Source organism: Paenibacillus sp. strain BS8-2 (genome assembly GCF_054483835.1).
In genome coordinates this window covers 4,708,932-4,729,758 of the sequence record NZ_CM137010.1, presented here as the reverse complement: position 1 = coordinate 4,729,758, position 20,827 = coordinate 4,708,932, and the positions used below count along the sequence as shown (strand labels likewise).

The 20,827-nt window shown below is 51.1% G+C and carries 18 protein-coding genes and 1 riboswitch; of the genes, 16 read left to right on the top strand and 2 right to left on the bottom strand.

Features of this window, described 5'->3' with window-relative positions:
* Positions 1-14: 14 nt before the first annotated feature.
* Positions 15-503, bottom strand: a complete 489-nt coding sequence (locus tag ACX1C1_RS20505; RefSeq protein WP_458954013.1) for a hypothetical protein — start codon at positions 501-503, stop codon at positions 15-17.
* 183 nt (positions 504-686) lie between these two features.
* A riboswitch (cobalamin riboswitch) is annotated at positions 687-900 on the top strand.
* A 213-nt stretch (positions 901-1,113) separates the two neighbouring features.
* On the opposite strand from ACX1C1_RS20505, the gene ACX1C1_RS20500 reads away from it, so the two are divergent.
* From ACX1C1_RS20500 to ACX1C1_RS20425, 16 genes are all read left to right on the top strand, one after another.
* The gene (locus tag ACX1C1_RS20500) at positions 1,114-2,127 is read left to right on the top strand and encodes an ABC transporter substrate-binding protein (protein WP_458954012.1); all 1,014 of its coding nucleotides are present in this window, start codon (positions 1,114-1,116) and stop codon (positions 2,125-2,127) included.
* 6 nt (positions 2,128-2,133) lie between these two features.
* On the top strand, positions 2,134-3,171 hold the full coding sequence (locus ACX1C1_RS20495) for a FecCD family ABC transporter permease (RefSeq protein WP_458954011.1): 1,038 nt from the start codon (positions 2,134-2,136) through the stop codon (positions 3,169-3,171).
* Position 3,172: 1 nt separating this feature from the next.
* Positions 3,173-3,958 (top strand): ABC transporter ATP-binding protein, encoded by a 786-nt coding sequence (locus ACX1C1_RS20490; RefSeq protein WP_458954010.1) that lies wholly within the window; start codon positions 3,173-3,175, stop codon positions 3,956-3,958.
* 421 nt (positions 3,959-4,379) lie between these two features.
* The gene (gene cobT / locus ACX1C1_RS20485) at positions 4,380-5,447 is read left to right on the top strand and encodes a nicotinate-nucleotide--dimethylbenzimidazole phosphoribosyltransferase (RefSeq protein WP_458954009.1); all 1,068 of its coding nucleotides are present in this window, start codon (positions 4,380-4,382) and stop codon (positions 5,445-5,447) included.
* A 12-nt stretch (positions 5,448-5,459) separates the two neighbouring features.
* Positions 5,460-6,047: a bifunctional adenosylcobinamide kinase/adenosylcobinamide-phosphate guanylyltransferase gene (gene cobU / locus ACX1C1_RS20480; protein ID WP_458954008.1), complete on the top strand. Its 588-nt coding sequence runs from the start codon at positions 5,460-5,462 to the stop codon at positions 6,045-6,047.
* Positions 6,044-7,021 (top strand): adenosylcobinamide-phosphate synthase CbiB, encoded by a 978-nt coding sequence (gene cbiB / locus ACX1C1_RS20475; protein ID WP_458954007.1) that lies wholly within the window; start codon positions 6,044-6,046, stop codon positions 7,019-7,021. The genes cobU and cbiB overlap by 4 nt, the downstream gene beginning before the upstream one ends.
* Positions 7,003-7,815, top strand: coding sequence for an adenosylcobinamide-GDP ribazoletransferase (gene cobS, locus ACX1C1_RS20470; protein ID WP_458954006.1), 813 nt, complete (start codon positions 7,003-7,005; stop codon positions 7,813-7,815). Before cbiB ends, cobS begins: the two co-directional genes overlap by 19 nt.
* Before the next feature lie 21 nt (positions 7,816-7,836).
* Positions 7,837-8,949, top strand: a complete 1,113-nt coding sequence (gene cobD, locus ACX1C1_RS20465) for a threonine-phosphate decarboxylase CobD (protein WP_458954005.1) — start codon at positions 7,837-7,839, stop codon at positions 8,947-8,949.
* Positions 8,946-9,656: an adenosylcobinamide amidohydrolase gene (locus tag ACX1C1_RS20460; RefSeq protein ID WP_458954004.1), complete on the top strand. Its 711-nt coding sequence runs from the start codon at positions 8,946-8,948 to the stop codon at positions 9,654-9,656. The genes cobD and ACX1C1_RS20460 overlap by 4 nt, the downstream gene beginning before the upstream one ends.
* Positions 9,657-9,914: 258 nt before the next feature.
* Positions 9,915-11,708: a stalk domain-containing protein gene (locus tag ACX1C1_RS20455; RefSeq protein ID WP_458954003.1), complete on the top strand. Its 1,794-nt coding sequence runs from the start codon at positions 9,915-9,917 to the stop codon at positions 11,706-11,708.
* Between the two features lie 212 nt (positions 11,709-11,920).
* Positions 11,921-12,748, top strand: a complete 828-nt coding sequence (locus ACX1C1_RS20450; RefSeq protein WP_458954002.1) for a hypothetical protein — start codon at positions 11,921-11,923, stop codon at positions 12,746-12,748.
* Positions 12,749-12,771: 23 nt separating this feature from the next.
* Positions 12,772-15,252 (top strand): ATP-dependent helicase HrpB, encoded by a 2,481-nt coding sequence (hrpB, locus tag ACX1C1_RS20445; RefSeq protein WP_458954001.1) that lies wholly within the window; start codon positions 12,772-12,774, stop codon positions 15,250-15,252.
* Positions 15,253-15,295: 43 nt separating this feature from the next.
* Positions 15,296-15,592, top strand: a complete 297-nt coding sequence (locus ACX1C1_RS20440) for a DUF1294 domain-containing protein (RefSeq protein ID WP_458954000.1) — start codon at positions 15,296-15,298, stop codon at positions 15,590-15,592.
* 71 nt (positions 15,593-15,663) lie between these two features.
* A complete protein-coding gene (locus ACX1C1_RS20435) occupies positions 15,664-17,781 on the top strand; it encodes a HelD family protein (RefSeq protein WP_458953999.1) in 2,118 nt (705 codons plus the stop codon).
* Between the two features lie 83 nt (positions 17,782-17,864).
* A complete protein-coding gene (locus ACX1C1_RS20430) occupies positions 17,865-19,010 on the top strand; it encodes a DUF3900 domain-containing protein (RefSeq protein ID WP_458953998.1) in 1,146 nt (381 codons plus the stop codon).
* A gap of 102 nt (positions 19,011-19,112) precedes the next feature.
* Positions 19,113-20,432: a hemolysin family protein gene (locus tag ACX1C1_RS20425; protein WP_458953997.1), complete on the top strand. Its 1,320-nt coding sequence runs from the start codon at positions 19,113-19,115 to the stop codon at positions 20,430-20,432.
* Between the two features lie 92 nt (positions 20,433-20,524).
* Here ACX1C1_RS20425 and ACX1C1_RS20420 read toward each other — a convergent pair whose 3' ends face one another.
* A complete protein-coding gene (locus ACX1C1_RS20420) occupies positions 20,525-20,818 on the bottom strand; it encodes a DUF3817 domain-containing protein (protein ID WP_458953996.1) in 294 nt (97 codons plus the stop codon).
* Positions 20,819-20,827 lie beyond the last annotated feature (9 nt).

Below are 20,827 nucleotides of genomic sequence, written 5' to 3'. Positions count from 1 at the left end.
AAGGTAATGATGATTCAATAGACCGCCTTGAGGGTGCGCCGGATCTCAAAGGGCGTGCCGGACTCGGGCTGTATCGTTGCGATCGCTCTCCATAAACCTGGCATTAGCGGGACGCCGTCTCCTTCGTAGATGCCGGGACTTGTTTCGCGAAGCTCGAAGTCATAATCGCCGCATAACATGTCTAACATTTCTAGCTTGATGTGGACTTGTGCGTCTGCAAAGGGCTGCGCAGCTGAATCCAACAGTTCAATTCGAAATCCGTTGTTCTCAAGGACAACGGCCGGATATTGCTGAATATTCCATTGTATCTGCACATCGGCAAATTGATGGCTTGTAAACGCAGGATCTGCAGCAGAGGCTGAAGATGCTCGCAGGAGGGTGAATAGCCCTGCAGCGATGATGATGGTGACGATAGCCCACAACATATATATGGTTAACCGTTTCTTTCGACTATAGGGAACTGATGATATATGTTCTTGTGAGGAAGATTCTTGGATCTCCATGGATGATCAGCCTCCTAGCCACTCAGTCTTTCCATTACGGATATGCTGGACCAAGCGTTGATTATGCGTATGATCCATCTTTCTTGTTCGTGAGCAATAGACAAATGGGGTAGACAGGTGTATAGTAACTACTGACCAAGTTGAATAGATCATGAAATAGGTGTCATGATGAGAGATATGTTGTGTTGTAAGATGCAACTGATCGTTTCATCAAGACTTAATAGGGAAGCCGGTTCAATCCCGGCGCGGACCCGCCACTGTAAGGAAGAGGAGCAGCTTTGACGCAGAAGCGTCAGGTTCTCCACGGATTCGGCAAGATGTCACTGAGCAATGTGCTTGGGAAGACGCCGAATACCCTATTCCGAGCCAGGATACCTGCCTGTTGTCATCTCGCCGTAACCTACGTGGAATTAGGTTGGTGTTGGAAGAGGCATGTTGCCTGCCGCCTCGGCAGGTTCCCGCAAGCATTTCCGGCACAATTGCCGGAAATGCTTTTTTTGATTCTAAGAAATCATAAGTTTAATACTTATCAGGGCTTAGAAATGTTAGACAACCTATGATCATGTCTGTTCGGAAGGGTCCAAAGAAGAAGAGAGAGCGGGGATGGGAAATGAAAGAAACGAAAGAAATGAAGAAGCAGAAATGGACGGGCCGATCGGCATGGACGTTGCTGCTAGTTGTCATGATGTTGATGCTAGCCGCTTGTTCAAGCAATAATGGCAATAACGGAGAGGCTGTTTCAACACCGACAGCGCAAGTAGAATCACCGGCACCGACGGCAACTGCCGAAGCGCCGAAGACGGATACTGTTTATCCGCTGACGATCGTGGATGATACAGGTACAGAGCTTGTATTGGAGAAAGCACCGACAGCTGTCGTTTCTATCGCCCCAAGTGAAACTGAAAGTATTTTTGCCATTGGCGGAGGAGACATTGTTGTTGGGGTTGACAGCAACAGCAATTATCCAGAAGAAGCTACGAAGCTGGCTCAAGTCGGCGATTATATTACGAACATAGAGGCAGTTGTCGCGCTGAACCCTGATCTGGTACTCGCTTCATCCTCGATGAATGCGGACGCGATTACAAAGCTGAGAGAGCTGAACATTCCTGTTTATGCGAAGGATCCTAAATCCTATGATGGCGTTATTGCTAAACTAGAAGAACTTGGTACAATAATGAATAGAAGCGAAGAAGCAACGGCAGCAGCAGATAAAATGCGCGAAACGTTGGAGCAAGTGACTGCAGCCATTAAAGATGCTGCGAAGAAAAAAGTTTATTTGGAGATGAGCCCAGGCTGGACAGTTGGCTCTGGCGAATTCCTTAATGAAATGATTACGCTGGCCGGCGGAGAAAACATTGCGGCTGCGCAGCCTGGCTGGTTCGAAGTTAACGTCGAAGAAGTCATTACACAAAATCCGGAAATTATCATCTACCCGGACATGGGAGAGGAGAAAAGCTCGATTGTGACTGGCATCGAAGCTCGACCGGGCTGGTCGGAAATCGACGCGGTGAAGAATGGTAACATGATCGCAGTGGCTAACGATCCGCTCGTACGAGTCGGACCGCGTCTTGCAGACTCGTTGCTTGAGCTGGCCAAAGCCATTCATCCCGAGCTTGTGAAATAAACGGATATGAACATCAAAGGAGTAGGATATGGAGGAGCAGCCCTGCTCCTTCTTGCTGTTTCTATTACCGCCAGCTTGTCACTAGGCTCGGCGGGTTTGTCGTTTGCGGATGTATGGGGGATTCTCTGGCATCAGCTTCCTTGGAACGATGATGCGGAGGGAATCTGGACGCGGGGAGAGATCGCGATCGTGATGGAGGTTCGATTGTCACGGGTTCTGCTTGCCGTGCTGACAGGCGCATGTCTTGCTCTCGCGGGAACGGGGTTTCAAGGCGTGCTGCGTAATCCGCTAGCCGATCCATATACGCTCGGTGTCTCATCTGGTAGCTCTGTGGGAGCTGCTTTTCTCATTTTGTTCGGTCTTCAGCTTGCGATTGGAATTTGGACGATTCCGGTTGTGGCGTTTTTGACTGGTATCGTGACGTTGATCGGCGTCATCGTATTATCCCGCTCCAATGGCATTGTTCAGATCCAGACGCTTATATTGGCCGGTGTTATCATTCAATCGTTTTTAGGCGCTTTTGTATCGCTGATGGTGTCCATGTCGGATGGCGTGATCAACCAGATTTTGTTCTGGATTATGGGGTCGCTTGCTATGCGGGGATGGGAGCACGTGACGATGCTGCTTCCGTTTCTGCTGATTGGCGTATCCGTTCTAATCGCTTATAGTCAAACCTTAAATTTGTTTGTTCTTGGCGAACGTCATGCGGCACATCTCGGCGTCCATGTAGAACGAACAAAGCTGATCGTATTAATCGCTTCTACACTGCTCACCGCTGCGGCTGTTTCCGTCGCCGGCGTTATTGGATTCGTGGGACTTGTCGTACCTCATATCATCCGGCTTATCGTCGGTCCGGATTATCGCTATATTACACCGCTTTCTGCCTTTGGCGGCGGGATATTCCTGCTGTGGTCCGATACACTCGCACGTACATTGTTGTCACCTAAGGAGTTGCCGTTAGGTGTTGTGACAGCGCTGCTTGGAGCTCCCTTCTTCGCTTACCTGCTGCATCGCCGCATGAAGGAAGAAAGGGGAGGAGCGTAAAATGACACTAACGTTAAGGGATGCCGATTATAGCGTCAATGGTACTCCGGTGCTGCAAGGCATTGATCTTCAATTCGAGCAGGGCAAATTCTATGGTATTATCGGTCCCAATGGCGTCGGCAAGTCGACAATGCTTCATCTATTAACTGGCGTCGAGAAGCCGGACAAAGGCGAGGCTTTGCTTGAGCAGCGGTCATTGTGGGCAATCCCGCGCAAGGAGCTTGCTCGCAAACTTGCCGTATTGCAGCAAGGGGGTCTGGTTCCGGTCTCTTTCACAGTTAGAGAAATCATCGAGATGGGGCGTTATCCGTATCAAAGCTGGTTGGGGAGCGAACGTGACGATCCTGGTCCATTGATTGATTCAGCGCTGGAAGCCATGGGTTTGTCAGAATTACAGTTCAGGCGGCTCCACCAGCTAAGCGGCGGTGAACGTCAGCGTGTCGCGCTTGCCAAGCTGATGGTGCAGGAGCCGGAAATTCTATTATTGGATGAGCCGACCACTTATTTGGATATTGGCTATCAAATACAGCTGCTGGACAATGTGCGATTATGGCAGCGACGGGATAACTTGCTCGCGATTGCCGTGCTGCATGATTTGAATTTGGCAGCATTGTATTGTGATGAATTGATTGCGCTGCATGGCGGCAAGGTGCTGGCAAAGGGAACGCCTGCTGAAGTGATAACACCAGAAAACATTGAAACCATGTACGATACGAAGGCGATTATTATCCCGCATCCTGATTATGGCGTTCCGCAGGTTGTACTTCAACCGGGTACGAATCGATGAGGGTAGGGGTGTTTCTTGCGGGTACGAATCGAAGATCGAGAGTCGCACTTAGGAAATGATCTCAGGCAGTGAGTTACATAATATTAGTTATGTAAACATATTCGACTCAGAGGATGGATGGAGCTCGATGAGATCGATATTTCGATCTCAAGATGACCCTGAGGCAAAGTGTTACTCGAGGCAGGACGTTTCCGGATGTGCTCGATATAGCGATGCTGTTTATGGAAGACAAACGATGCCAGAGTGTACTATAACAAGACAGTACAATATCTAGACAGTATAATATCTAGACTATATTTTACATATACGGCGGATCAACCTATTTCGATCGACGTAGCATGAATTTATTACTCACACCTGTCACATAAAGCTTAGAAAGAATAAACATCACACTTTCAATGAGAATAAGGGAGTTCGGCAAATGGATAAGATGGATCGAGAGCAACTACTGATGGAACGGATCGCCGCGATCCCTGCCTTTGATACGCAGGCGGCCGAACAGGCACAGCAACACTCGAATCAATTGACGAAACCTCCGGGGAGTCTTGGCAAACTGGAGGAAATGGCCGCAACGTTAGCCGGAATCAACGGCGGGTTATGGCCGGATTTGTCACGGCGTGCTGTCATTGTGATGGCAGGCGACCATGGCGTATGCGAGGAAGGTGTCAGCGCGTTTCCGGCTGCTGTTACACCTCAGATGGTCATCAACTTCTTGAACGGCGGCGCAGCCGTTAATGTGCTTTCGCGACAAGCGAATGCGGAGGTTGTATGCGTCGATATCGGCGTCGCAGCAGAGTTATCGCATCCCGAGCTGATAAGCCGAAAGGTTGTCTACGGGACCAACAATATGGCTCGTGGCGCGGCTATGAGCCGAGAAGAAGCGCTGCAAGCCATCTGGACAGGCATCGACATTGTTGACGAGAAGGTGAGACAAGGGCTGAGAATGTTCGCCACTGGCGAGATGGGGATCGGCAACACAACAGCTAGCGCTGCTATTGCTTCTGTGCTAGGTGGACTTGCACCAGATACGATGGTCGGAAGAGGCACTGGTATCGGTGACGTGGTTCTCGCGCATAAGATCGAAGTGGTTCGCAAAGCAATTGCGATCAACGATCCACGTCCTGACGATCCGCTGGATGTGCTTGCTAAGGTGGGAGGAGCCGAAATTGCCGGCCTTGTCGGTGTCATCATTGGCGCAGCGGCGAACCGTTGCCCGGTCGTTATCGACGGGTTTATTTCATCTGCTGCGGCACTCATCGCTTCACGACTCGCCCCAGCGAGCCTGCAGTATATGCTTGCGTCTCATTTGTCCCATGAACATGCGCATGGCGCATTACTCCATGTGATCGGATTATCTCCGCTAATCCACCTGGAGATGAGACTCGGTGAAGGAACAGGCGCCGTACTGTGTTTCCATCTTATAGACGCAGCGCTTAACCTCATGCAAGAGATGGCGACTTTCGATAGCGCCGGCGTGTCACAAGGATAGGAGGGAAACCGTATGGCCATTCTCGTGACGGGCGGAGCTCGGAGCGGCAAGAGCTCTTTCGCAGAACGTTATGCTCGTTCTATTAGTCATGAAGGCATTTATTTGGCATCCGGAAGAGCGTATGATTCGGAGATGGAAGAGAGAATAAGTCAACATCGACTGGATCGCGAGCTGCAGAGCGGGATGAATTGGACAACAATCGAAGAACCATATGCCGTCGCCGCTTGGCTGCAACAACGAACCAAATTGCATTCTCAACAACAGCAGGAGTCGTTTCAACCGGTTGTTGTCATGGATTGTTTGACACTCTGGCTAACCAATTGGCTATTGCTAGAAGAAGAGGACTGCACGGTCGATATCCAGCAAGAAGTCGAACGACTCATTGCTGCGATTGCAGCATACCCTTGGCCGCTAATCCTGGTTACTAATGAAGTTGGAGACGGTATTGTGCCAAGTTATCCGCTTGGTCGTCGTTTCCGAGACGAGGCTGGTCGACTTAATCAGCGGATTGCCGCTATTTGCGAAAAAGTGTTCCTCGTCACCAGTGGCATTCCAATTGATTTGCGTTCCATCGCGTTCCGATTCGAGGACGAATCGTGATCTATGGATTCCAAGAGCTGCTGTTGCTCGCTGCTGCAGCAATCATGATAGATTGGGTAGTCGGAGATCCCAAATGGCCGGTACATCCCGTCATCTTGATCGGGAAATGGGTTCGTCTGCAAGAGAAACTGTTGATAAGAGATACCAGGCGCGATCATGCAATCGCGGCCCGACTGCTAGGCATTGTGCTAACTGCCTCGACGCTAGCCCTTAGCTACATTCTTCTTTGGACGATAGTCGTAGTTATGGATTGGATACATCCGTGGCTAGGATATGTGGTTTCGGCATGGTTCATCTCAACCACGATTGCGGTGAAAGGGCTTAAGGATGCGGCCATGCTTGTCTATCGACCGTTAAAGGCTGGGAATCTGGCAGACGCACGCAAATACGTAGGATATATTGTTGGCCGAGATACATCGCAGCTTCAAGAACAAGAATTGGCTCGTGCAACGATCGAAACGGTCTCGGAAAATACAGTTGATGCATTCGTCGCGCCGATTCTATTCGCTCTCATAGGTGGAGCTCCGCTTGCGATGTTGTATCGTGCTGCTAACACACTTGATTCAATGGTAGGGTACAGAAATGACAAGTATCGCTACTACGGCTGGAGCTCCGCACGGATGGATGATTTATTGAATCTTATACCTGCGCGTGTTACAGGCTTGCTGATGGTGGTTGCATCCTGTGTGTTGCCAATGATGAATCCGTGGAGAGCCACGAAATCAATCATCGTTTACGCGCACCGTCATCCTAGTCCGAACAGTGGTATTCCGGAATCGGCAGCCGCAGGAGCAATGGGCATCGAGCTGGGAGGACGTAACATCTACTTCGGCGTTGCAAGTGAACGAGCGCGTATGGGGTATCATACGCGTCCAATCGCAACCGAGGATATTCGTGCTGTCATACGATTGTTATACACAGTGAGTGTCATAGTAGGAGCGGGGGTGATGTTGACGTGGTTCTTCGTACGCTGAAATTGGAGGTACAATCTATAATTGTCGCTTTGCAGTTTCTTACTCGCCTCCCGATCAAGGCGACGGTTCCCTTCGAACGGCCGCAATTAACGAGGAGCGTCACTTATTTCCCCCTTGCGGGAGCAATCATCGGAGTGATTACGGCATGTGCGGCATGGCTCTTAGCATATGCGTTGCCAGCTTGGCCTGCGGCTGTTCTGACGCTAGCCATTTGGCTCGGGCTCAGTGGAGGACTTCATTTGGACGGCTGGATGGATACGGCGGATGGCGTACTTAGTCATCGTCCCCGCGAGCGAATGCTAGAAATCATGAAGGATAGCCGAGTGGGCGCGATGGGCGTGACAGCGGCTATTCTTCTCTTGATGTTGAAAGCATCCTTATTGGCCGAGTTAATCGGCAATGAAAAGGAATGGCTATTTCCTGTAATGGTAGGTTCAACATGTATGGGGAGATTAGCGATGTCTATCGCGATCGTATCTTGGCCTGCAGCACGTAAGAATGAAGGGCTTGGCGCCATGTTTAATGGCATTAACAAAATCAGAATTGTTGCAGGATGGCTCTCATTTGTAATGGTTTCGATTTTAATTCTTTTGATTAATGAGGTTAATTATACGTGGATGCTGTCGACAGTTGCCGCCGGAACATTATTAATGTTGTTAATTGTCGGTTCGTTTGGATCTTGGTTGAATAACAAATTAGGCGGACTGACAGGCGATACTTATGGAGCTATTAATGAAGCTGTTGAAGCGGTGCTGTTACTAGCAGCCGTATGTTGTATTCGGATATGTGCATAAGAGAGTCGGGGAGATGGGACGATGCTGGAGAGATACGGTCATGGCGGAGATTTGAAGACGGCACAGGAGGTGTTCGGCATCTCGATGGATTCGTTGGTTGATTTCAGCTCGAATATGAATCCGCTAGGTCCACCAAAGGTGGTAAGGGATGTACTGACTCAGTATGCAGATAACATACACCATTATCCTGATCCTGCATCTCGTGCATTAAGGACAAAGCTTGCAGAGCGGCATGGTATTCCGGAATCGTCCATTCTCGTCGGCAATGGGGCAGCCGAATTGATCGATTTAGCCGTTCGGGCGATCTCGCCACCTGTAACCGCGCTGGCTATGCCTTGTTTTGACGAATATGGGGATGCGGTACGCAAGATCGGCGGCTCCATCTATCCAATGCCCTTACATGCGGAGGACGGATTCGTGCTTGCCGAGGAAACCATTCGGGACGCAATCGAACATTCGGGTGCTTCATTGTTCGTATTAGGAACACCTAATAACCCGACAGGGCGACTCGTTGATCCTTCATTGATCCGGCTGCTGCTGGACAGCGGGGTCACGGTTGTATTGGATGAAGCGTTCCTCGACTTCTCACATGAAGAGGAGACCCTTTCGCTGGTAAGCGAAGCGGCAAACCGAGACAGATTTATTGTCATCCGGTCGATGACGAAATTTTATTCGGTGCCGGGTATTCGTCTTGGTTACGCAGTGGGACGAGCTTCAACGATCGCAGCTCTGAAGCGGCTGCAAGTCCCTTGGAGCGTGAATTCGCTCGCCCAACAAATCGGTGAAGCCGTTCTGCCGGACAAAACGTTCGAGACAGCTACACGAACTTGGCTAGTTACGGAACGTGATTGGCTAATGACGGAGCTCATGAGCATAGGTTTCGGTGTGACTCCGAGCGCTGCCAACTACTTGCTTCTAAGGCTTCCGGAGCACACGTCGCTCAGTGCCAGCCAGCTTCAACTGGAGATGGGACGACGCGGCGTCTTAATTCGAGACGCATCCCGCTTCCAAGGGCTGGATCATCGTTATATTCGGGTTGCGATCAAACTGAAGCAACAAAATCTCAAATTATTACAGGCACTGGCCGAATGTGTAAGTGAAGCCGCGTCAGACGGAGGAACGCAGCCGCTATGACGCAACCTTTTCGAACGGGTCATGTTTATCACTCCACCATCTGGGAGGGCCTTCACTTTAGGATGGATGACGACGTGCTGCATGTGAATTTCCCAGAACCGCTGTATTCGCTCAGCAGTGCCATCATGCCAGGCGGCTTCTCCATGTCCGACGGTCTGTTGAATTGGAAAGTCCCGCTTGACTATGGCGGCGGTGATCCATTGGAGCATTTGCATGCGAGATGCGAGAGGGCGGGAGCCTCTCGTGATCGGACAATTGGTTTTATGACGGCGGCCAAGCTTACTCATGCATCCATTCAAGAGGTGGAAGGGGATCAGTTTAGGCTTGTATGCTGCGCGACGGCCGGCACACGTAATGCTGCCCGTGCCGGTGATTCTCGTACAACCTATTCGGCTTATCTGCCAGGTACGATTAATATCGGGCTGTTCATTGATGCTGGATTGACCGAAGCAGCCATCGTAGGCGCTATGATTACGGCAACAGAAGCGAAATCAGCGGCGTTGCAGGAGCTTGGCGTAATCGAATGGGAGTCAGGACGGATCGCAACCGGCACGACTACGGATGCCATTGCCGTGTGCGTTAGTCAACAAGCAGCATGGGGGGATCCGCATGCATATGCCGGCAGTGCAACGACAATCGGCTGCGCGATTGGCGAGATGGTATATCATGCTGTAAGCGAAGCGGTGCGAACACAAGGGGAACGCTAAGGTTTTATCTGAGCCTATCGCGGCAATGCTGTGAAGAGCGACATCCAGCACTATTTAGAAATAATCCTGCAACTTTTCCAAATTTTGAACGTCTATACGTTAGCGCCTAGGAGTTCGCAGGGATTTATATCATTAGGTTCGATCATTATTCCTCTCTGATATCGTACGAAGGCGCAGCCGTAATTACATATCATGCTGCTCGCTTCATATCGATATCGGTACTCGACTAGGCGATCATAGACAGAGGAGTTGTAGGTTGTGGAGAAGAGGAAATGGCAACGAAGATGGAACGGGAAACGATCGCTTATTGCGTTATTCACATCGGCTACCTTGCTGGCTACGCCAGCTTTGCACGTTTCGGCGCTTGACGCTCCGATTACTTCAGGAACACGATACGTCGTCTTGTATTTGGACAAGCAGGAAGCTTTTCTAAATGGTGAGCAGGTTTCGCTTGATGCGCCAGCCACGATCAGGGACGGTCGGACTTTCGTGCCCGCCAAGTTTCTGGGTGACGCCTTCGGCATGAAGGTCGAATGGCAAGAGAAAACGCGCACCATTCTGATGGAGACACCATCTTATGAAATATTGCTCGACTCGGACAATAAGGCCGCGTGGGTTAACGGGATTCAATTCAAATTCGATGATGTCGCCATGATTAAGAACGGTCGACTTATGGTCAAGCTCACTTGGTTGTCGGATTATATGGGGGCCAGCTATACCTACAATCACGAGCTTCGGCGTGTCGATGTGCTGTTTGTCAAGAAACCCGAAGGCAACTATGATCCGGATCAGAACAACTCGAAGCCGGTTGCGAAATTCGCATTTGGCCAAACATCGTACCGGATCGGCGAACCGATCAAATACGTCAATCTAAGCTACGATCCAGATGCAGAAGGGGTCAGGATGGAGTGGGAAGGCAATGAAGAGGTGTTCTTCAAAGCTGGCACATACCCTGTAACCCTGACAGTGACGGACGGCAAAGGCAACAAAAGCAAGCCGTACACCAGACATCTTGTTATCGAGGATGAAGTGTATCTGAGTAAAGTAGAATACCCGATCTATACCAAACCAATCGGCGGATATATCCCAACAGACTGGCAGACGTTGTACGCGCATTATTTCAATTTGCCTGATCTAGTCAAAAAAGTAACCGAGGACAAATCGCGAACGTTGCTCCTGAGCGACAGCCCCGAGACCTTCACAGAAACGGGCATCCTGTATCAGGATACCATCAACGGCAAAGGTCGTTTGTATGCCGATCACTTGAACGGCACGCCGAACAAAGTCGGCTTCACGATTCTTGCAACCAATACGACGGATCAGCCGGTTACGATTGTCACAACTAACAAAGGCGAGGTTTATCCATCCATCTATGCACATTTGATTGGAAGCGAAGCGATGGTAGATTTCTTGGCGAATGATGCAAGTCCTGAGACGATGACCGTGCCTCCAGGAGAGACGTTTATTTATAAACAATTCCCGGACTTCTACGCGGGTCAAGGCGTCAATCTGATGTATGATGTCGAAACGGATGGCGAAGTGCAGTTTACATTCGCAGCCGCGGAGAATGTGTCGAAGGACATGCTCTCGATGACGAAACTCCCGTTTAACGGACATATTCGGGGTACATTCGAGATCGCAGGTTTCGATTGGCAGGTCGATGTGTCACAGAACGGACTAAAGAAACCAACCAAGCTGGTAATCGGCGATGGAAAAATCGATCCGTTCCAGATGGGCTATGATCCGCAGCGCGGCGAGCAAGCTACATTGTGGGGCAATTATGGCACGGTATACCGGATTCACTCGGACAAACCTCGCAAGATGGCGATCATGATTTTGGCCAAGGGCGGCGCATTCAAAGGGCCGTTCAAAATTAATGGCGAGCTGGTTAAAGTTCCGGCATCCGGTGTGTTGACGGCCTTTGACGGAATGGTTATGCTGCATAAGACAACAGGCAAAGAAGAGAGCCTCGACATCGAATTTAGCCCGCCGGCTGGCTCAGCGTTCCCGATTAATTTGATCTTCTATCCGCTTGACGATCGGGCACAATAACTGTCGAATGTACAGGCAGGCATCGCAATCCTTCTCATCGAGGAAGGCGATGCCTGCCTTCGCCTTGTGCGCCTTCCGGGATGCCCGGCAGGCGTATGGACAAACGCTGGATGTTCATATTAAACTATGAGTTCGGGTATGAGAATCAGAGCCCAAAGCCGCGGCTTGTTAGGAGTCGCATGTATACATATGGCGAGTCAAGGAGAATGGATATGAGCGAAGGGGCGCAGCCGCCTGTCAAGACGCAAGGCAAGCAGATCGTAAAAATCGTGTCGGTGTTAGTGATCATCATGGTCGCCGCAGGATTATTATTGATGCTGCTCATTCAAGCATTAAGTCAGAAGTCGGAACGCCATGGTGCCGCGATTGATAAGATCACTTCTTATGCGTATGGATCGGAGGAAGCGAACGGGATGAAGCTCCACATTCTGAAGACCAAGCCGTCGAACGTGACGCTGGACGTGATCTCAAATAATGTCACGCTTGCTGATAAGGTCGGTATCAATGGAGGTTTCTTCTACGGTAAGGCGTTAGTAAGCATGGCTGTAGTAGGAGGCAAGCCGATCAACGGCACTAAGGCCGACTATGGAAGCGGCTGGGAAAATATGAAGTACGCGCGCGGCACGCTGGTCTGGGATGGAGAAGCCGATTCATTAAGCGTTCATGTAGTAAGCAAGGCAACCGAGGTAAAGGTAAAGGACGCTACTCGATTCTGGGCGCAGGGCGGGATCAGCATGTCGCTTGGCAATGATGCGGGCTGGGAAGCCCAAGCGATGCTTGAGCAAGCTCCGTTCGCAGACGATAATCGATTGCGATCCGGTGCAGTCTACGACGTAAATGGTTTCTTGTACCTCATCGTGAGTGAAACGCCCGGTACATTAGAGGCATTCCGTACAGCGATACAGCAATCGTTCGCCGATCAACAGATCGTGGATGGAATATTCCTTGATGGAGACGGCTCTTCGCAGCTGCTCAGCAAAGAAATGAAGCTTTCGGGCGATAATCGTCCCGTTGTGCAAATGATACGAATCATGAAGTAAGAGGCAAGGGAGGTTGAGCGGACATGATGCCATTGCCAATCGACGAAGTGTTGCCCGAGCTGCTTGAAACGCTGGCTCGTGGAAGCAATGCCGTGTTAGTTGCAGAGCCCGGCGCGGGGAAGACAACGAGGGTACCGCTTGCTCTGCTTGACCAGCCTTGGTTGACGGGACAACGTATTATCATGCTTGAGCCGCGCAGGCTGGCTGCGCGATCTGCCGCGATCTATATGGCAAGAGAGCTGGGCGAGCCTGTAGGCGAGAGAATCGGTTATCGGGTCAGATTGGATTCGAAGGTGAGTTCGCGTACCATCGTCGAGGTGGTTACGGAAGGTGTACTTACCCGCATGTTACAGGACGATCAGGCTCTGGCTGGCGTTGGCGCTATCCTGTTCGATGAATTCCATGAGCGGCATCTGCACGGGGATCTCGGTCTTGCGCTGGCTATGCAGACGAAGGCTCTGCTTCGAGAGGATTTGAGGCTGCTCGTGATGTCTGCGACGCTTGATGCAGCACCAGTAGCCGAACTGCTCGGCAACGCGAAGGTGATCACGAGTAAAGGCAGAGTTTTCCCTGTCGAAACGGTATATAGGCCGAGCAAAGGTGCAAATGTCTATCTGGATCAAGCCATGGCAACTGCAATTTCTTCCGCAATATACGCTCATGACGGCGATGTGCTTGCATTCTTACCTGGTGTTGGCGATATTCGTCGCACTGCGAGGGCACTGCAATCGTTAGGACTGCCGCCAAACGTTGACGTACGCGAGCTTCATGGCAATATGCGGTTGGAAGCACAAGCAGAGGCCGTTGCTCCATGTCAGGAAAATAAACGAAAGATCGTGCTCGCCACATCGATCGCAGAATCCAGTCTGACCGTCGCTGGGGTCAGAATCGTGGTCGACAGCGGTCAAATGCGCATCTCCCGTTTCTCTCCGCGCACGGGAATGAGCCGGCTCGAGACTGTGCCTGTTTCCAAGGCGTCAGCCGATCAAAGGCGAGGCCGGGCAGGCAGGCTCGCGCCAGGTATCTGTTATCGGTTGTGGAGCGAAGAGGAGCAGCGGTACCTGCCCGAGCAAGGGAAACCCGAAATCGAGGAGACTGATCTCGCTTCACTCGTGCTTGAGCTGGCTGTATGGGGCATCCGTAATCCAGCCGAACTGGATTGGCTTACGCCTCCACCGGCTCCGGCATATGAGCAAGCGGCAACGCTTCTTCAAGCGCTTGGCGCAATGAGCCTTGCTGGCTTTCCCACGGAGGAAGGAAAACGGATCTGCTTGCTTGGTTTACATCCGCGACTCGGATCTATGCTGCTTCGATCGGCGGAGCTTGGTGCTGAACATGTTGCCAGCGAGCTGGCAGCATTGATCAGTGAAAGAGATATTCTGCCTGCCGAACGTAATCCCGACATGAGTCTTCGGTTAGCAGCACTACGCAAGCTCAGCGGTCATGACGCTGTCGCACAACGGATCCTGCAGCAAGCAGAGCAATGGAGACGTATCATCAGCACTGGCGAGAAGATGAGCAGCAACGAATCATCGCCTTCTATCGGGCGGCTTCTCGCGTTTGCCTTTCCTGACAGGATCGCGCAGCGCCGAGGCGACGGGCGTTATCTGTTAGCTAATGGCCGTGGCGCCGTCATGGCGACAGATCATCCATTAGCTCAACTTCCTTACATTGTTGTTTGCGAAATCGACGATGCAGGAAACGAAGCGAGAATACGAGTTGCCGAGGGTATCTCATACGCTGAAATCGAGCGGGGATTGACCACATTCCTCAGACGCGAGGATACGGTGGATTGGGACAGCTCTGCAAAGGCCGTTCGGGCGTTAAGCCGACTTAAGTTAGGTGCAATTACGCTGCAAGAGAAGCCGCAGCAGGATGCAGATCCAGAAACGATTGCAGATGCGCTGCTGCGCGCAATACGCGAGCGAGGGCTGTCGATGTTGCCCATGTCGAGACAAGCAAACGGGCTGCTTGGACGGATCCGGCTGATGAGCGGAGGCGCGGGTACAGAATGGCCTGATGCAAGCGAGGAGCAGCTACTAGCTACGCTTGACGATTGGCTCAAGCCGCATATCTATGGCATTCGTAAGGAGTCGGAGCTTCAGAGGCTCAATATGCTCGACATCGTCGAAGGATTGTTAACTTGGAAACAACGTCAAGAGCTGGATGTAGAGGTTCCGACTCATTATGTCGTGCCTAGCGGTTCTCGAATCCCGATCGATTACAGCGAACCGCAATCTCCGGTACTCGCCGTTAGGCTGCAGGAGATGTTCGGCTTGCGCGAGACGCCTCGTATAGCAAGAGGAACATTGACGCTGACGCTCCACTTGTTATCGCCATCTCAGCGGCCCGTTCAAGTGACGCGTGATTTGGCGAGCTTCTGGGAATCGGCTTATTTTGAAGTGAAAAAGGATCTGAAGGGGCGTTATCCGAAACATGTCTGGCCGGATAATCCTTACGAAGCCGTGGCGACAAACCGAACGAAACCGCGGCCGAAGCCTTGATGAATAAGTGCCGACTGAACGTATTGGGGAAAGGAGCGGGTTCATGACCATTATTTATGCCCTCATAGTCGTACTGATTGGTTTGAACGGTTGGACGTTCATCCTGATGGGATGGGACAAAAACAGGGCGAAGCAACGAGGCAAACGCCGTGTGCCTGAGAAACGGATATTCCTGCTTGCTGCAATTGGAGGAGCTTTCGGCGTATGGTCCGGGATGAAGATGTGGCGGCACAAGACGCAGCATCGTTCGTTTACCGTCGGAATTCCGTATTTGGCCGCACTTAATATCATTGTGTATTTGACGTTGATTGGATTTGTCGGCATGAACGCAATCAAATAATGGATATAATCATGACATAGATGCTGAGTCTGAATGGACTCGGCTCTTTATGGTTGGGAGGAACGACCCGTATGGGAGAACAAGAAACTTATCAACAGGAGCAACAGCGGCTTGCCATGTCGCTTGCTGATATTGAGAAGCAATTACGTGAAATCGGTCCCAAATATACAGGCGATGACTTCACGGAGCAAATGCTTGATCTACAACGAGAAGAACGAAAGCGTCGTCTCGAGATCGCGAGAAAGGAGCCCTATTTCGGTCGAATCGACTTTCAGGAGCTCCCGCAGAACAGTCAAACGTCAGAGGCGGAAGGTGAACAGGCCCTACCGTTATATATTGGCAAAGCTGGGGTGGCCAAAGACGGCAGCAATGAATTACTGGTGATTGACTGGAGGGCTCCGGCTGCGAGCTTGTTCTATTCGTTCACTGGCGGCGACGCTCCTGCGGAATACACGTCACCCGATGGCGCAATAATCGGCTTTGTTCACCTCAAGCGTAACTTGATGGTACGAAGCGGTGAGCTGCTTCGTGTCGTCGACAGCTATGTTCGAGGGCAGGAGGAAGGCGCGGTGTCCGATGAATTCCTTCTTTACCGTCTCGGGGAGAACAAGGATAACAAGCTGAGAGACATCGTCTCCACGATCCAAGATGAGCAGGACCGGATTATCCGCGCAGAACGTAACAAAGCGTTGTTCATCCAAGGCGTTGCGGGAAGCGGTAAGACGACGGTTGCCTTGCACCGGCTCGCCTTCTTGTTGTATCAATATGAAGGGCGAATCAAAGCGGAACGAATGATTATTTTCGCGCCTAACCGCATGTTCCTGGATTATATTTCTGGCGTCCTTCCTGAGCTTGGCGTAGGCGATATCAGTCAGACGACTTACGTGGACTGGGCGATCCAATTATTGGATCATGGAGTAACCTTAACAGATCCATCCGATACGATGGAATATTGGTTCGAGCAGCCGCGTAAGGCAGAGGAATTAGAGCATGCATCTGGTCGTTTCAAGGGAAGCCTCGCATTCAAGGAAGCCATCGATGTGCGGCTTGCCGAGCTGGCTGACCATATTCTGCCTGAGCTGTCATTCCAGCCGCTGCCCAGACTTGAGTTGAAGCCGGAGCAGATGAAGGAGTGGCATGATACCGATTATGGTGAAGAGTCGCTGATGCAGAAGCGTGATCGGCTGGCCAGCCGCATCCGTCGTTGGCTGGAGTCGGAGCTTAAGACTAGAGGGATTGCCGACAAGAAACTGCGAGCCTCTGCCATGACCAAATTAAATGCCTTTGTCAAAAAAATTCCGGCTTATACAGCGCCTCAATTGTACGCCTCATTGTTCAAGGGGAAAAATGCGCTGCCGATGGTCCCTAAGGCTATCGCCAAAGAAACAGCCGATCGCCTCGCACGCGGCGAGGCAGCGGCGGAAGATCTAGCCGCACTGGCGTACATCGAGCTTAAGTTAAACGGTCTTCGTGATGCGCCATTCGATCACATTGTAATTGACGAAGCGCAGGATTATTCTCCGTTCCAGCTAGAGACGCTGGGGTTATGTCAGCGCACAGTATCCATGACGGTGCTTGGCGACTTGCAGCAGGGCATTCATGGGTATACAGGGATCCAGCACTGGAACGAGTTGATGGAGCTGTATGGAGAAGAAGTGACCGGATTCTATGAGCTAAACCGCAGCTATCGTTCTACGATGGAAATCATCGAATTCGCAAACCGTATCCTGCGTGGTATGACGGGTGGTGTGAAGCCTGCCGTACCCGTATTCCGGAGCGGGGACCCTGTAACCCTTATCGATACGGGCTCTTCTGCTGAGAACTGGCTCCAGACACTTAAAGAAACTGTCAATCAATGGAAAGCGGGCGGCGAGTACGATACCATTGCCGTCATTGGGCGGACGGCGCGCGAATGCGAGGAGATCCACCAGTACTTCCGGGCACAAGGGATGGATGCATCACTTGTCCTGAGCAAGCAGCCTGCCTATAACGGCGGATTGACGGTGGTACCGGTATACATGTCCAAAGGTTTGGAGTTTGACGCTGTGTTGATTGCGGATGCCAGCGCCGATGCTTATGGCGAGATGGACGCCAAGCTGCTATACGTGGGCTGTACGCGTGCGCTGCATAAGCTGATGCTGCTTCATCGCGGCGAGCGGACAACGCTTCTGATGGATGATCAGGTTTAAACTTTAAACGGTAATTCATAGGAAACTGTAGCTTTTCGCATAGAGTATGAGAGCTGACGACAGCAAACGGGGGGTTCGATCAAGTGGATTTTCGAATGGAATTTCTATCTTTTTTCGTCATCTTAACCGATGGCGAAGGGGAGGAGTCCTCAGGCAGACGATTCAAGCATTATCAAACATTAGATGGAGACGACTACGAGCATAGCGAAATCAAAAAGTTTCTGGACGAGGAATTTAAACGAATCGTCAAACGAAAAGTAGAACGGAATCCCAATTCTGCAGGTGCTCCGACTAAAATCGGACGCTTCATGGTAGAGCCGGGCTATGAGCTTGGCAGCAATCAGAACTACAATTTGTTCCAGCGTCTGCGCGACGCCGATACGCGCGAGCGGTACATTGGCATCGCCGACGAGTTAGTTCGCATCTATATGGACACAAGTGCGGTTCGCGGCGGCGCATTTGTGATAGCTCGATCCAAGCTCAACACCTATTTCGACGAACCGTTCCTCTTCTTGTTGAAATGTGATTTCGAACCCAAGATTGCGCGGATCTCCGATGAACGTAATTTGATCTCGCATGTCGAGATGGCCATTAGCGCGCGAAGCATCAAGTCCATTCAATATCCCCATATGCCGGAGGAAGGATATCTGGATCAGTGGGAGCTGAAGATCCATCAAGCATCGCATGCCAGATACTTCGAGGATTTCTTGAAGTATGTGTCGTACGAGAAGCCGCTGCCCGAAGTCATAGGCGATCAAGTGGTCGAAATGGTTCATCAATATATCGCGGACAAGTGGCAGGAAGAAACAAGCACGGAGAGAAGCCAAGAAGAAAACGCCGTGGAGGTATGGGCTGCCAGTGAGAAGCGGGAGCTGCAGGAGATGTGGTCGCCGGAGCAAGTAGAGACAGCCGCAGCTGCGCTAGTGGAGCAGAAGCCGGACTTGCCGTTTACCTTCAAGCTTGGAGGCGTGACAATTAAGGGACTGTTGTCAGACTTCGGGGACACGGTTCGATTCGCCAAACATAACGGTCGATACGTGGCTGTCATCGAGGGCGATGCCTTCCAATTCGAGAAGGGGATGTCGCCTGTTGAGCTTCTTGCGCCTATGGAGCTCGAAGATGTGATTCCGTTGATTGGTTCCAAGGCGGCGCAAGCGAATGAAGAGGCAGCGGGCCGGTATGACGAAGAAGTGGCCGCTGGCGGCAGCGACGACGATGTTCCGTGGTAAACGGAGGTATGTCAGCTCTCTGAACGGGTAAGGATGTATAAGTGGACGAATAAAGGCTCTTGAAGCTGCCGTCCCAACTGACCCGAAGGGAACTGATCCTCTATGATATTGAAACTGTCTGCCTTTGCCTTATTGCTCGTTTTTACCGCCTTCTTTGTTGCAACTGAATTCGCGATCGTTCGGATGCGTGCGAGCCGCATCGCTCAGATGGTCGATGAAGGAGTCAAAAACGCCAAAGCCGTCCAGCATGTCACCACGCATCTGGACGGCTATTTGTCTGCCTGCCAGCTCGGGATTACAGTGACTGCTCTTGGACTTGGCTGGCTCGGAGAGCCGACAGTCGAGGCGCTGCTGCATCCATTGTTTTCTCGTTTCGGCATCGAAGGCAGCACGCATGCGATCCTGTCATTTGTCATTTCGTTCATGCTCGTTACCTACCTGCATGTCGTGCTCGGAGAGCTTGCACCTAAGACCGTTGCTATCATCCAGCCAGAGAAAATCAGTTTGTGGACAGCGCCGATTATTATTGCGTTCCATAAGGCAACATATCCGTTTATCTGGTTGCTGAACGGCTCAGCCAACAAATTAGTGAGACTGTTAGGGTTGCGTCCGGCAGGCGAACACGAAGCGCATTCGGAAGAGGAAATCAGGCACATCTTGTCCGAAAGCTACGAAAGCGGCAAAATAAACAGCAGCGAATTCGGTTATGTCAGTCGGATCTTTGATTTCGACGAACGGTTGGCTAAGGAGATTATGGTGCCAAGAACAGACATGGTCTGTCTATTCGTTGGTCAGACACGCGAGGAGCATATCGCCATCATTAAGCGAGAGCAATACACGCGATATCCGGTTGCGGATGGTGACAAAGACAACATCGTGGGTGTATTGAATACCAAACATCTGTTTCTCCACGATTTCGATGAAGATGAAGATGAGCCGAAGGTCAAACAAATCCTACAGCCGGTAATGGCGATCCCTGAGGTAATGCCGGTGAACAAGCTCATGGGCATTATGCAGTTGAATCGGGTACATATGGTCATTCTGCTCGACGAATACGGCGGAACTTCAGGGCTTCTTACGATGGAAGATATCGTCGAGGAAATCGTCGGAGAGATCCGTGACGAATTTGATCAGGACGAGATCAAGGAGATTGAGCGACTAGAGCCTGAACATTATGTAGTTGATGGCAAAGCATTAATTAGCGACGTTAATGATGCGGTTGGGATGCGGCTTAGCAGCGAGGATGTGGATACGATTGGCGGCTGGTTGTATCAGCAGAAGCCTTTGCTGCCAGAGGGCGAGCCATGGCGCTATCATAACATCCGGTTCGTCATTCGGGAACGTGATGAACATCGAATCCGGCGTATCGAAATTTTTACGGATAATGCGGAAAGTGAAATGGGCGAATATGGACATGCTTAACAAAACATCCGTTATCAACCGAAGGGTGTTCATCGGTGATAACGGATGTTTTGCGTTTCGACATATTGAAGTTGAAGTAGATGCTGCGTAACTTAGTGATCGTTCTTGAGCAGCTTGCGGTCCATAATGAATGGGCCGAATGGAAGAACGGAAGCGATGCACGCCGCCGCTAGCTTAAGGATGGACCAACGATATTGAATCGTCGCCCATATGGCCGCCAGGATGTAGAGGACAAACAGTCCGCCATGAAGTGCGCCTGTCACAGCTACAGCCTCAGGGATGTCTGCCCAATACTTAAGGGGCATGGCAATTAACAGCAGGAGCAAAAATGAAGTACCTTCCAAATAGCCGATGAAACGAAGACGGCCAACAGTCGTCTTTAACATGGATATAAC

Coding starts and splice junctions, on each gene's coding strand:
- ACX1C1_RS20435 (WP_458953999.1), top strand. CDS start 15,664: ATGGGAGAACAAGAAACTTATCAACAGGAGCAACAGCGGCTTGCCATG.
- ACX1C1_RS20440 (WP_458954000.1), top strand. CDS start 15,296: ATGACCATTATTTATGCCCTCATAGTCGTACTGATTGGTTTGAACGGT.
- hrpB (WP_458954001.1), top strand. CDS start 12,772: ATGATGCCATTGCCAATCGACGAAGTGTTGCCCGAGCTGCTTGAAACG.
- cobU (WP_458954008.1), top strand. CDS start 5,460: ATGGCCATTCTCGTGACGGGCGGAGCTCGGAGCGGCAAGAGCTCTTTC.
- cobD (WP_458954005.1), top strand. CDS start 7,837: ATGCTGGAGAGATACGGTCATGGCGGAGATTTGAAGACGGCACAGGAG.
- ACX1C1_RS20420 (WP_458953996.1), bottom strand. CDS start 20,818: ATGTTAAAGACGACTGTTGGCCGTCTTCGTTTCATCGGCTATTTGGAA.
- ACX1C1_RS20460 (WP_458954004.1), top strand. CDS start 8,946: ATGACGCAACCTTTTCGAACGGGTCATGTTTATCACTCCACCATCTGG.
- ACX1C1_RS20495 (WP_458954011.1), top strand. CDS start 2,134: ATGAACATCAAAGGAGTAGGATATGGAGGAGCAGCCCTGCTCCTTCTT.
- ACX1C1_RS20425 (WP_458953997.1), top strand. CDS start 19,113: ATGATATTGAAACTGTCTGCCTTTGCCTTATTGCTCGTTTTTACCGCC.
- cobT (WP_458954009.1), top strand. CDS start 4,380: ATGGATAAGATGGATCGAGAGCAACTACTGATGGAACGGATCGCCGCG.
- ACX1C1_RS20490 (WP_458954010.1), top strand. CDS start 3,173: ATGACACTAACGTTAAGGGATGCCGATTATAGCGTCAATGGTACTCCG.
- ACX1C1_RS20450 (WP_458954002.1), top strand. CDS start 11,921: ATGAGCGAAGGGGCGCAGCCGCCTGTCAAGACGCAAGGCAAGCAGATC.
- ACX1C1_RS20500 (WP_458954012.1), top strand. CDS start 1,114: ATGAAAGAAACGAAAGAAATGAAGAAGCAGAAATGGACGGGCCGATCG.
- ACX1C1_RS20505 (WP_458954013.1), bottom strand. CDS start 503: ATGGAGATCCAAGAATCTTCCTCACAAGAACATATATCATCAGTTCCC.